Here is a 12,838-nt window from a genome sequence, read left to right as displayed (position 1 = left end):
GATTTTCCTCAGCTCATTTCTTCGAATAACTGCTTTGCTTCAAAATAAAAGATTTGAACGAATTTTTTTGTATTGACTCTGCCCGTTGATCCTGCGGGAGAAGATGTCTTCTGCATTTCTTTCATTCTTTGGCTGACATCGGTAAAATCGAAAAACTTCGACGCGTAGTGCTCGAACTTAGGATTTGAGAAATCTGTTAATCCTAGTGAGGCAAAATGATTCAAGGAATGATGAATAGCGCGTCTAATCCGCTGCTCCGCCGCTTTCACTTCCCGCATCACCTCTACATCGGTTGCACCATGATCCAGCTTTCTTTCTGCGGTTTTGATAAACAGCTGCTTTAGCGGCGGGAAATTGACCTCATGAGAATTGGCTGACTGAGTTTCATGTAAATAGAGAAGTATCTCCAGTAGATCCTTAGAGCCGTTCTCACCGACAATTCCGAGCTCAGATAAGAGGAATTCCCCTGCCTCTTTCATCGTCCTTCTCTTCGCTCCAGCGCCGGCACCTTGAGAAAACACAGGCTCTAATGGCAGTACGTGGCGAAGGGAGGCTTGTATATCGTAAATCGATTTTTCCAGTTTGATACGCTCCATGACTTTTCGAATCACACTGACGATTTCAATGCGATTGACAGGCTTATGGATATAATATTCAATCCCCAGTTCATAGGCTTCTGCCATCATCTCTTTCGCCTCTACTTGGGAAATCATAATGACCTTGCCTTTGAATTCAGGGTGAATATGGCGGATGGTTTGAATGCCATCTCTAGCAGGCATTAAAAGATCAATCAAAAGGATGTCTACTTTCTTGAGGTTCAGTGAATGTGCCTCTAATCCAACTCCGTCACCCGCTTCATCTACGACCTCTCCCAAATCCTCATCCTCTATGATTTGACCTAAAATCGAGCGTATTGCACGATCATCATCTGCAATGAAGAATCGCATACACTCACCCTCTCTGTATTAAATTTTGTATAGGAAGGACAAGCAGAAAAGCTGTACCTTTTGTTTCTTTTGGTTCGATTTGAATATGACCGCCTAGCTCTTGAACCAGCTCTCTCACATAGGATAAGCCTATCCCAGTAGACGGTGTTCCAAATGCATCAAATTTGGAAGTATAGCCTGGATCAAACACAATCTCTCTCATTTTTTTAGGAATCCCCGGTCCATCATCTTCAATCCGAATCTCTATTTTATCATGACTTCCTTTCAATTCGAGTGAGATCATGCCGGTATCCTTTATAGCTTCCACTGCATTGGCCATTAAATTATTAATCAGCGATAAGAAAATAAACACATGATAATCATGTAGATGAATGCCCCTTATATCAGAGGTAAAGGAGATGTTTTTCCCAAGAGATAGAGCATACTTCTCTTGAATACGGATCACAATTTGAACGAGTTCTTCCGCCTTCATGTAATCTTGCATATTTTCCTTCGAAATCAGCTTTGAAAGCCCAGCATAAATACGCTGATTGTCCTTTTTCACTTCATGAATTTCTCCAGCGAGTTTTAACAGCTCCTGACTCACTTTTTTCCCTGCTTCGTGTTCATGCAGAAGACGATAAAGCCGGTATGATTCCTGCGTAATATGCTCTGTATGTTTTAATGTTTTCTTTAAGTGCACCGTTTCTTCATATAAATTTGAAATGACCATCATCATATGCTCATTTTGTTTCATGATCTGCTTCTCTCTTGATTGTGCCTCATACAGCTTCATCATATTAAAAAAACTGATCACCACAAAGCTGTGAGCAAACGCAATGAGGAACATATCGCTCAGCTTTGATAAAGTCATCGTTGTATCAAACACTAGAAATTGTACAAACAGCTCGACAAAATCAGCAACTAATTCGATCATCAGACCGATGATCCCAATGAAAATAGAGCGCTGTTTAAAGCGACCCGTTCGGACGGCAAAAAACAGGAACGCATACGTGAAATAGAAAAAGAAGCTTGGGAATTGCTGATAAAATGATAAAGCCAGATCAGCATTCTGCTGAATCAAATCTAGGCCTACACGAAAAAGCACAATGGCTGCGCCTGTTAAAAATCCTGGCAATAGCGGTCTAGATGTTCTTAAAAGTAATAAACAAAAGAAAAACGCAGGCGCACCAAAGCTGATGCGAAACGTCTCATTCACAGGATAAAACTTCAGCTCTCCTGCAAGCGGCACAATGACCATCATAAAAATTAAAATGAATGCGTCCTTTTTGACAAGCTGATTTAAACTCAAATGACTGACATCCCTTCCCCTGTTTGCATAGCCACAGTATACAAGGAGACTCTTTTCTCCACAATGTGCAAAAAAATAATTTTCACCGCTCTTTTTATCTCCAAAATCCTTTTTTATGACTATTCTCCGGGGCAGCAAGGTGACCTTTCAGCTATTCAGTGTTTTGATCATTGACGACAATAATAGGAATTGTTTAGACAATAGTCGACAGACAGATTTTTATTTGTAAGTTTTTCTGTAGATTTACGTCAGATTGTGTAGTTTCCAAGATAAATTGAATGAATAATTTTAGTGAAACTAGATGTAAGCGTTTTCTTAATTTTCACTAAAAACCCTTTTTGTTTTTCCGCCGACAATGCCTTCATTTGTACATATATTTAGGTGTAAAGGAGTGGTGCAAGCAGCGCATGACAAGTTCTTTGAAGATGTGTAACATGTTTTCGTGCCTATTTGATCGCATTTTTTGTCATCCGCCAATTCAATAGGGTACTTTTTGATTTTTGATTGGAGGAATCGTATGAAAACAGCAATTTCTAATAATACACAACACGCATGCCAGTCTTCTGTTGATCAATGGGCAGAAGAAATACGTCCGTATTACAAGAACGGGCAGAATGCTGGCTACATTCCAGCACTCGGAAAAGTGAATTCCTCTCAACTTGGTATCAGCGTGATAGGCCCAGATGGATCATCTGTACGATATGGTGATTGGGACGTTCCCTTTACCCTGCAAAGTATCTCAAAAGTCATCAGCTTTATAGCTGCCTGTTTAGGAAGAGGCGTACCTTACGTCTTGGATCGGGTAGATGTAGAGCCAACTGGTGATGCATTTAATTCCATCTACCGTCTTGAGATGCATAAACCAGGGAAGCCCTTTAATCCAATGATTAATGCTGGAGCTATTACCGTATCCTCCATCCTTCCCGGAAAGACTTCTACAGAAAAGCTAGCATATATTTTCGATTTAATCGAAAACTTAAAAGGTAAGCGTCCTTCTGTCAATGAAGAGGTTTATCAATCAGAATGGGCAACTGCGCATCGCAACCGGGCACTTGCTTATTATTTAAAAGAAACCAATTATTTAGAATCGGATGTCGAGGACACGTTAGAAGTGTATTTAAAGCAATGTTCCATCGAGGTCACAACAGAGGACATCGCCTTGATTGGACTGATTATATCAAGTGATGGTTACCATCCCTTTAAACAAGTCCAAGTCATCCCAAAAGATATCGCCAGACTAACAAAGGCATTGATGCTGACATGCGGCATGTATAATGCGTCTGGGAATTTTGCAGCTTTCGTAGGCGTTCCAGCCAAAAGTGGTGTGTCTGGAGGAATTATGGCTTGCGTTCCGCCAAGCGCAAGAAGAGAGTTCCCGTTTCAGACAGGCTGTGGCATTGGCATTTACGGTCCTGCCATTGACGATTGTGGAAATAGTATTACCGGTGTCATGATGCTGAAAAAGCTCGCTAAAGAGTGGGATCTCAGTATTTTTTAAAAAGAACAGTGATGAATTCGAAGAGGTGATGTTATGAACGAAAAAGCTTTGCTATCTTATTTAACACATACAAATGATTTTATTTGGACTTATATTGTGATTGCTCTGTTACTTGGTGTTGGGGTGTACTTCACATATAGAACACGCTTCCTGCAAGTGAGAATGATTAAAGAAATGCTGCGTGTCCTGAAAGAAGGAAGAAAAGAAAAAGAGGGAATATCACCGTTCCAAGCATTCGCCATCAGTATGGCAGCACGCGTAGGGACAGGGAATATCACAGGGATTGCCATCGCTATTGCCATTGGTGGCCCTGGTGCCATCTTTTGGATGTGGATCGTAGCCATTATCGGATCTGCTTCAAGTTTCGTTGAAAGTACACTAGCTCAAGTATATAAAGTAAAAGACAAAACAGGCTTCCGAGGTGGACCTGCTTATTACATGGAAAAAGGGTTAAACAAGCGCTGGATGGGGATTTTATTTGCGATCCTGATCACGATTTCTTTTGGAATCGTCTTTAACGCGGTTCAATCCAATACGATCACTGTCGCTTTTAAAAATTCCTTTGGTTTAGACCGTTTAACCGTCGGTATTGTGATGGCAGTCATTTTTGCAGCGATCATTTTCAAAGGCATCCAGGCGATTGCAAAAGCTTCTGAATACATTGTGGTTGTGCTTGCAGTTGCCTACATCGGTATTGCGTTCTTTGTCATTGTCACAAATATCACAGAACTTCCTGGTGTCATCAGCACGATTGTGAAACACGCCTTCGGGTTTGAACAGTTCGCTGGCGGTACGCTGGGCGGTGCTTTATTACAAGGGATTAAACGCGGTCTCTTCTCAAATGAAGCTGGTATGGGTAGTGCACCTAACGCAGCAGCAACGGCTGTAACGAGCCACCCTGTTAAACAAGGATTAATTCAAGCATTCGGCGTGTTAACAGATACGTTAATTATTTGTACAAGCACAGCCTTCCTTGTCCTGTTTTCTGATGCGTATAAAACAACAAATCTGCAAGGAATTGAATTAACACAGGCTTCTCTCAGTCAGCACATTGGACCATGGGCCTCTGGCTTCCTTGCCATCATGATTTTCCTATTCGCGTTTAGTACATTGATCGGTAACTATTACTATGGGGAAACGAACATTGAATTCCTTGGAGCGAACAAAATTTGGCTTAACATCTATCGAATTGCCGTTATTGGAATGGTTCTGTTCGGTGCGGTTGCCACTGTTCCTCTCGTTTGGGGTCTAGCCGATCTCTTTATGGGACTCATGGTCATCGTCAACCTCATCGCCATTACCATGCTGTCTAAGGTCGCCTTCGCAGCACTGAAGGATTACACGAGACAGAAAAAAGAAGGCAAAGATCCTGTTTTCTATAAAAATGCCGTTCCAAACAATGAGAAAATTGAATGCTGGGACGACGAACCTGCTGCATTGAAAAAGAATCAAATCGGATAAATCAAAAAAGCTCTGGTCAACTGATCAGAGCTTTTTTCTTTATGTCAAAAATTCAAGTATAAGTTTGTTGACGACGTCTGGTTTTTCATGATTGATCCAATGAGAGGCATCATCGACAAAGATCAGCTGGCCATTTGGACAGATCTTAATCGTTTCCTTCGCCAGCTTTCTGCTTAAAAATTTGTCCTCCATCCCCCAGATCATGCGAACAGGAACGAGAATTCGTTTTGAAATTGGCTTTTCAAAGCCGCCTTTTTTAATGGCTCGGTACCAATTCAGCATTGAGGTCAAGGCGCCTGGCTGCGTCCAAGCGAGCTTGTAGCTTGAGACATCTTCCTTCGTGAACAAATGTGGTCTTGCAGTAAGCCCAATGGCTTCATCCAGCTTTTGAAAGTGATTTTCTTGAAGTGCTGCCTCTGGAACATTTGGGAGCTGAAAAAAAGCGATATAAGAGCTTTTCTTCCACTGCGGCGGATAAAAAGGAAGAACCTTCATCATCACCCGCGGATGCGGCATATTCACAATGATTAATTTCTCGACATATTGAGAACGGGTCGAAGCCAAATGCCAAGCAACAGCCCCGCCCCAGTCATGTCCGCCGACAATCGCCTTTTGGTTCGGGCTCAGCGTCTTGATCAAACCCACAATATCATCTCTCAATTGATCTAATACGTAGGATTCGACTCCTTCTGGCTTGTCACTTAGATGGTAGCCTCTTTGATCAGGAACGACAACACGATAGCCTGCCTCAGCCAAGGGGATGATTTGATTTTTCCAGCCGTACCAAAACTCAGGAAACCCGTGGAGCAGTACAAGCAGCGGGCCATTTTCCGGTCCAGCCATTGCAGTATGAAGTGTTACACCATTTGTTTGGATTGATTGAAACTCAATTTGTTCCATTCCTTTGCCACCCTTCTCCTTGTCCTTTTATTCTTCCAACATAGCATATTTTCCATTTTTCAGAAAATAAAAACACTCACAAAAAAACCTTCACACTCGTGAAGGTCTTAGTCTCTATTTCATATAATTCAGAACCCAGATTAACCCGTTTTTCCGGTCCTGTACTTGTCCGTGAAGTGCGCCAAAGAAGGTATCCTGTAATTCAACCAGTACATCTCCATCAGCTTCCAGTGCTTCATAGACAGCCTTTAGTTCTTCTTCATTGTCAAACTGCATGATCAATCTGAGATTCTCTGGCTTTGGCGTGCGTCCAAACGTATCTGAAAAATGAAGCAGCGATTCCCCAAGATGCAATTCAGCATGCAGGACACGGTCTTGATGTTCATTTAAGATTTGAATATCCCCACCAAAAATCCCTTGATAATATTGAAGAGATTCTTTCACATCATCTACAACAATATAAGGACTAACACTAATCATATCCCTCATCCTCCTCTTGTTCCGTCCATTATCTCTTTTATAGCTTATCCCAAATCGTATGAAAAAAGGCACAAATCGTCAACGGATTTGCACCTTTTTCTCATGAAGATTTCGCTAATTCACTGTGTTTGTTTGAATACGCTGCGTACATGACGACGCCGATTAACAGCCAAACCCCAAAGTAAAGCCATGTCCGGCCTGGTAAGTTGAGCATAAGGAACAAGCAGCAGCCCATTGATATAATCGGCAGAACCGGCACAAAAGGAACCCTGAAGCCCCTCTCAAGCTGCTGATGTGTCTTTCTCAAAATAAGCACAGATAAACTGACCATGGCAAACGTTAATAACGCACCGATATTCGCTAAGTTGGACAGATCCTTCAAATCAATAAAGCCTGAAATAACAGCTGTCATTCCGCCAATCATCCATATGCTAGCAACAGGCGTATCGCTTTTGTTTGTTTTTGAAAACACTTTAGGCAAAAGTCCGTCTCGGCCCATCGCATAGGCAATTCGAGTTGCCGCATAATTATTGGCGAAAATCACAGCCATCAATCCAATGACCGCACCAACAGAAATAATACCAGCCACGCTATTTTGATGTACACTTTGCAGGACATAGGACATAGCTTCTGTAACATTCAGCTTTGTATAATGCACCATGCCTGTCATGACCAAACAAACGACAATGTAAATGACCGTACAAATAAGTAATGAACCTATGATCCCAATTGGCAGGTTCCGCTGCGGATTTTTCACCTCTTCAGCTGAAGCAGAAATCGCATCAAATCCTAAAAAGGCAAAAAATACAGCAGCAGCACCGGCAATAACGCCTTCTGCGCCAAACGGCATAAATGGCTGCCAATTGGCTGGCTGTACATAAAAGCCGCCTACTACAATGAAAAGAACAATAATACCGAGTTTCACAAACACCATGATATTATTAAATTTTTTACTTTCCTTCGTTCCTCTAGATAAGATCCACGCAATCAGTAAAGCAATGATAATCGCCGGCAGATTCATATATCCGCCTTGCTCCGGCCCCGCTAAGAATTGATGCGGAATCGAAATTCCAAATCCCTCAAGCAGGCTGTTGAAATAACTCGACCAGCCGCTGGCGACAGCTGAAGCAGTCAGCATATAAACAGATAATAAGGTCCAGCCCATCAAATGGCCTACAAGCTCGCCCATGGTTGTATATGAATAAATGTATGCACTGCCGAATACAGGGAGCGCTGACGCCATTTCTGCATAGCAAAGTGCTGCCAAACTGCACACAATGGCTGCAATCGCAAAGGAGAAAATGACAGCTGGTCCAGCATCCTTAGCTGCTGTAATTCCAGTTAATACCATAACCCCTGTACCAATCACTGCCCCTATACCAAGAAGCGTGAGATCAAGCCCGCCCAGCGTTTTCTTTACCTTTTGCTGTCTGCTCTGTTCCAACAAATCGTGAATGTGTTTCTTACGAAGAATATGTCGCAAACCCTTTCCCTCCAAAACGTTAGAAAAACAAAAAATCATTCAAATTTCATTATAGCAGAATAGGTACTAAGCATTCACAACCAATTCACGTAAATCTTTCTTCATGATTTTACCAAGCTTGTTTTTTGGCAGTTCACTGATGAAATGAATGGATGGCACTTTGTAATCGGCCAAACGTTCCTGACAATAGTTCACCACATCTTCCTCGCAGAAATCGGCGGATTCGTCTTTTATGATATATGCACTTGGCACTTCACCATATAATTCGTCCGGCACCCCGATGACAGCTGATTCAATCACACCCGGAATTTGTTCAATGACTTCTTCTACTTGATCAGGGTAGATATTATCTCCGCCGTATAAAATCACATCTTTGTATCTGCCTGTGATAAATAGAAAACCGTCTTCGTCTAGATAGCCTGCATCTCCCATATGGAACCAGCCATCTTTGAGTACCTTCGCAGTTGCGTCAGGCTGATGATAATAGCCTAAGAAATAAAACGGACTTCTCATGACGACTTCGCCAATTTCTCCAGCTGGCAGTGTTTCCTCTGTCTCAGGATGAACGATTTTCACTTCTACATCTGGATCCACTTTACCAGCAGAGCCCATTTTATCCTCGCCCATCGCAGGATGCCACGCACTGACAACCCATGCTTCCGTGCTTCCGTAGCCATGCATCATCTGAATGCCTGCTTCTTTGTAGTCCTTAATCAAACGGACCGGCACCTTCGTACCGCCAGAAATCGCAATTTCAAAGGATGAAAGATCATACGAACCACGCTTCATTTCTTCCAACATGTACGTATAAGCTGAAGGGAAAGCCATCATGAACGTAATTCTTTCTTTTTCAATTGTTTCTAAAATGCGCTTCGGTGTTGCATCATGTAAGAAAACAAGCGTATACCCTTCAATCGCAGCGGCGATCAGGTGATTAATTGAACTCATATGATACAGAGGGTGACTCGCTAAGTACCGCTTTCCTTTCAAGTCAAATCCTCGATTCCCACGTCTTGTTAAAAATTGATAGATTCGTCCATGTCCAACCATACAGCCTTTTGGATTACCCGTTGTCCCAGAGGTAAATAAGATCATCGCTAGATCCTCCTCTGATACCTCTTCTGCAAGATCACTGCCATCATTTGAAGCCAATATATCTTCAAACAGCTGCGTTGTTTTCGCATTCACACCAGATTCTACCATGAGGCAGTTGTCTAAAGAAACATCCGCCGCAGCAATAATGTCACGGAATTCTCGATCAAAGAATAAAGCCTTTGGATCTGCTTTTTTCAAAATCCCTTCCAGCTCAAAAGAAGTAAGCTGCCAGCTAAGCGGAACTGCGACTGCACCTGCTTTAATGGCTGCCAGCATAATCGTTGAAAAGTGATGATGGTTTTGACAAATAAAGCAAACGCGATCGCCTTTTCGAATTCCTTTTTGATGTAAGTAATGAGCGAGCTGGTCGATGCGTTTTGCATATTCTTCAAATGTATAAGACACACCTCCGCCAGTTACCGCCTCAATTTGTGAAGAGCGTTCCATTCTGTCGTTTAGTAATGCCTGTAAAGTATTCAATATCTTCATCTCCAAACGTTTGATTTCCAATAGCCAATTTCCAGCGAATTGGGTTGGCAGATTTTATCTCATTCACATTCTAAAATAAAAACAGCTGAAAGTAAAATCATTTCATTTTGGAATTGTTCCTTTTATTAATTGATAATATAGGTAATTTTATAGCCGTCTTCCATTTTGGTTTAAATCATGATGATTATTATGATAAGATAGACCTAGTAATTGATCGGAAAATGCGAATGCAATAGGAAAAGAGGTATGGAGAATGCAACATTTCGAGCTAGAGGCAAGTTTGTTAGACCATGCACTGACAAAGTATTTAAAGGCGACGAAACAATTAGATGAAGAAAATATTCCGAAAAACGTCACGAATGTTAAAGGATTTATTTTACGTATCATCTACCGCCATCAATCATGTACTGTGAAAAATATTCTTCAGGAAGTTTCATTATCTCCCTCTGCAACAACAACCGCTCTCAATCACTTAGAAGACGAAGGGCTGATTATCCGCTCTCGAAATAATAATGACCGCCGGACTGTGTGGATTGAACTCTCTGAATTGGGTGAACAAATTGCTAAACAAATGATCGACAATCGCCAGCTGCTTGTGAATCAATTGTTCAACCACCTTTCAGAGGAAGATAAAAAAACATTTTTTGAATTAATCGAAAAAATGATGGACGAGCACACATTAAAGGCTTAGGAATACTCCTAAGCCTTTAGATTTTTGACAAAGGGCTAAACTTCTTTTCAGAGTGATCGAAAACCTTTGCAGCCCTAGGAAGGATGAGTAATGGAGCGGAGCGAATTGAACATTCGTGAGCACCGGCACACAGACCTGGCACCGAATGCGAGGGTTTGTCTATACGCCCTAAGCCTTCTTTTTATGGCTTTAAGACGACCTTTATACAATCATCCTGTTTGTCATTGAAGATGTGGTACGCATGAGCAGCTTCATCTAATGGCAATTTGTGTGTGATAATGGCTCTTGGATCGATTTCACCGCTTGTCACTTTTTGATAGAGTTTTGACATGTATCCTCGAGCAGGGGCTTGGCCCATTTTCAAGGTGACGTTTCTTGCGAAAAAAGCACCTAATGGGAACATATTGTACAGGCCGCCGTACACACCCGTCATCTGCACTGTTCCGCACTTGCGAACGGCTTTTGTGGCAATTTGAATGGGTCCGATCGTTCCGCCTTGCAGCTTGAGCTTTTGCTCAATTTTTTCAAGCGGCGACTTCTTCCCGTCCATTCCCACACAATCAATCACAACATCGGCCCCGCCCTTTGTGAGCTCCTTTAACGTTTCTCCCATGTCGGGATCTTCTGTAAAGTCAAAAACCTCCACGCCGCTCATCCGTTTTGCATGCCGCAGGCGGTAATCGATGTAATCGACGGCTATCACACGTTCCGCCCCTTTTTGCCAAGCAAATTGCTGTGCCATTAACCCAACAGGTCCGCAGCCTAGCACGATGACCGTATCGCCTTTTTTCACACCTGCGTGCTCTACGCTCCAATAGGCGGTTGGCAGGACATCTGATAAGAACAGCAATTGTTCATCCTCCAGCTCACAATCCTCTGGAATCTTAAACGGGGTGTAATTTCCAAAAGGTACGCGTAAATACTCTGCCTGTCCTCCGGGATAATTCCCATATTTCTCACTATAGCCAAAAAGTCCACCCGAGTCGTAGTGCGGGTTTGAGTTGTCGCATTGGCTTTCTAAGTGATGATCGCAATATTGGCATTTACCACATGCAACGGTAAATGGAATGACGACACGGTCTCCCTTTTTTACGGCTGTGACATCCGGGCCAACTTCCTCCACAATCCCCATTGGTTCATGCCCAATCACATAGCCGATTGGAAGCGGGAAATTCCCCTGATACAAATGTAAATCTGATCCACAAATTGATGTCGATGTAATCCGTATAATCACATCTTCTCGATCTTGAATCGACGGTGCATCTACTTTTTTCACTGCAATGCTATTTTTCCCTTGATAAGTAACGGCTCTCACATGCATTTCCTCCTTTAGCTCAAGTCATCTTTACATAGCTTCACCTTGAATGAATGCTTCATTCATCAAATGAGAAATTTATGTGGAGGAGGCAAAAAACAAAAAAAGCCTGTCGATTGTTTCGACAGACTCATAATGTTGTGTAACGCGTTACACACTTATTCCTTTTCGACAAAAAACAAATCATATTGAGTTGAAGTCTCCCGATTGAACATGAAATTCCCTTCTTGAATAAAATAGGGACATATACTTTGTCTTGGAGATTCTTCAAACTGCTCATACACCTGCTCAATTTCTCCTGGTAGCAGCAAAACCAACATTTTATTTGAATGAGACATAAATTCATAAGAGTGAATCGTATCAGGCGGGATATAGGCAAAGTCACCCGGCATCAAGCAAATATCTTCTCCATTCAAATGAAGGTTCATTTTCCCTTCAACACAATAGAGCGCTTCAGTATGAACTTGATGATAATGCGGCGGGAAATATTTCTCCTTCGCTCCTTCAATCACAAAATGACTGAATCCGCCCCCTGTTGTTTCTACTGTTGCAATCAGCTCATGAATCTGACCATCAATGATGTATTGCTTCCCTTCACCAGCCTCTAATACATAAGGCTGCACCTTTTGAGGGAGCTGACTATGAAATAAAACGGAGGGCCTCGTTGTATTGGACAGTTCTCTGATTCCATGCATCAGGATGATATCGCTTTCTTTTTCAGCCTGCTGAAAACTGGCTGCATCGAAAGCATGATTCATCATAGAACATTCATTCTGAAAAAGCCTCTTCCCAATTTGCTGATAGACATCTGTCATTTTTCCGCCCAGCGTATATGAAATAAATCTTGTTTTATGACTATGCATTCTGTAGCCATGAATCGTTTTGGGCGGGATATGAATATAATCAAAGGCAGTTACCATGTATTTTTTACCGTCCAGCATCACTTCAAGCTTTCCTTCCAGCACAAAAATGGTTTCAAATAAGTGCTCATGACAGTGCAGCGGGAAATAAGCTCCTTTCCCACCTGTGATTAAGGCAAGCTCAAACAGCTGATTCGTTTGATTTGCTTCTGCCAGCATTTGAACAAGCTGATTCTCCAGCCCATACAGTTTTCCTGAACCAGACATGGTATAAAAAGAGGTACCTTCGGATTGCTTGATCGATTGCGGTTGCTCCGACATCCCATCA

Annotated in this window: 11 protein-coding genes; 3 read left to right on the top strand and 8 right to left on the bottom strand. The window is 42.2% G+C overall.

The features are described 5' to 3' along the window. Window positions 1-8: 8 nt before the first annotated feature. Both OIT90_RS14000 and OIT90_RS13995 read right to left on the bottom strand, forming a co-directional pair. A complete protein-coding gene (locus OIT90_RS14000) occupies window positions 9-947 on the bottom strand; it encodes a response regulator (protein ID WP_039176221.1) in 939 nt (312 codons plus the stop codon). Window positions 948-951: 4 nt separating this feature from the next. Beyond that, the gene (locus OIT90_RS13995) at window positions 952-2,238 is read right to left on the bottom strand and encodes an ATP-binding protein (protein WP_474892643.1); all 1,287 of its coding nucleotides are present in this window, start codon (window positions 2,236-2,238) and stop codon (window positions 952-954) included. Between the two features lie 517 nt (window positions 2,239-2,755). Here OIT90_RS13995 and OIT90_RS13990 point away from each other — a divergent pair. Continuing rightward, on the top strand, window positions 2,756-3,736 hold the full coding sequence (locus OIT90_RS13990; RefSeq protein ID WP_474892642.1) for a glutaminase: 981 nt from the start codon (window positions 2,756-2,758) through the stop codon (window positions 3,734-3,736). A gap of 33 nt (window positions 3,737-3,769) precedes the next feature. Then, complete coding sequence (locus OIT90_RS13985) at window positions 3,770-5,197, top strand: alanine/glycine:cation symporter family protein (RefSeq protein WP_024427211.1); 1,428 nt, start codon at window positions 3,770-3,772, stop codon at window positions 5,195-5,197. A 39-nt stretch (window positions 5,198-5,236) separates the two neighbouring features. On the opposite strand, the gene OIT90_RS13980 is transcribed toward OIT90_RS13985, so the two are convergent. From OIT90_RS13980 to OIT90_RS13965, 4 genes are all read right to left on the bottom strand, one after another. Then, the gene (locus tag OIT90_RS13980; protein ID WP_474892641.1) at window positions 5,237-6,097 is read right to left on the bottom strand and encodes an alpha/beta fold hydrolase; all 861 of its coding nucleotides are present in this window, start codon (window positions 6,095-6,097) and stop codon (window positions 5,237-5,239) included. Between the two features lie 114 nt (window positions 6,098-6,211). Beyond that, window positions 6,212-6,577, bottom strand: a complete 366-nt coding sequence (locus OIT90_RS13975) for a VOC family protein (protein ID WP_039176211.1) — start codon at window positions 6,575-6,577, stop codon at window positions 6,212-6,214. Window positions 6,578-6,677: 100 nt separating this feature from the next. Further along, window positions 6,678-8,060, bottom strand: coding sequence for an amino acid permease (locus OIT90_RS13970; protein WP_039176209.1), 1,383 nt, complete (start codon window positions 8,058-8,060; stop codon window positions 6,678-6,680). 66 nt (window positions 8,061-8,126) lie between these two features. After that, the gene (locus OIT90_RS13965; protein WP_059374539.1) at window positions 8,127-9,635 is read right to left on the bottom strand and encodes a class I adenylate-forming enzyme family protein; all 1,509 of its coding nucleotides are present in this window, start codon (window positions 9,633-9,635) and stop codon (window positions 8,127-8,129) included. A 262-nt stretch (window positions 9,636-9,897) separates the two neighbouring features. Between OIT90_RS13965 and OIT90_RS13960 the strand changes: the two genes are divergently transcribed. Next, window positions 9,898-10,335, top strand: coding sequence for a MarR family winged helix-turn-helix transcriptional regulator (locus OIT90_RS13960; RefSeq protein WP_039176203.1), 438 nt, complete (start codon window positions 9,898-9,900; stop codon window positions 10,333-10,335). A gap of 181 nt (window positions 10,336-10,516) precedes the next feature. On the opposite strand, the gene OIT90_RS13955 is transcribed toward OIT90_RS13960, so the two are convergent. Together OIT90_RS13955 and OIT90_RS13950 are read right to left on the bottom strand one after the other, a co-directional pair. Beyond that, window positions 10,517-11,650, bottom strand: coding sequence for a zinc-dependent alcohol dehydrogenase (locus OIT90_RS13955; protein ID WP_047203435.1), 1,134 nt, complete (start codon window positions 11,648-11,650; stop codon window positions 10,517-10,519). A 158-nt stretch (window positions 11,651-11,808) separates the two neighbouring features. After that, the gene (locus OIT90_RS13950) at window positions 11,809-12,831 is read right to left on the bottom strand and encodes a quercetin 2,3-dioxygenase (RefSeq protein ID WP_058837254.1); all 1,023 of its coding nucleotides are present in this window, start codon (window positions 12,829-12,831) and stop codon (window positions 11,809-11,811) included. Window positions 12,832-12,838 lie beyond the last annotated feature (7 nt).

Source organism: Bacillus sp. ABR, assembly GCF_056172715.1.
This window is presented reverse-complemented; position numbering and strand designations above follow the sequence as displayed.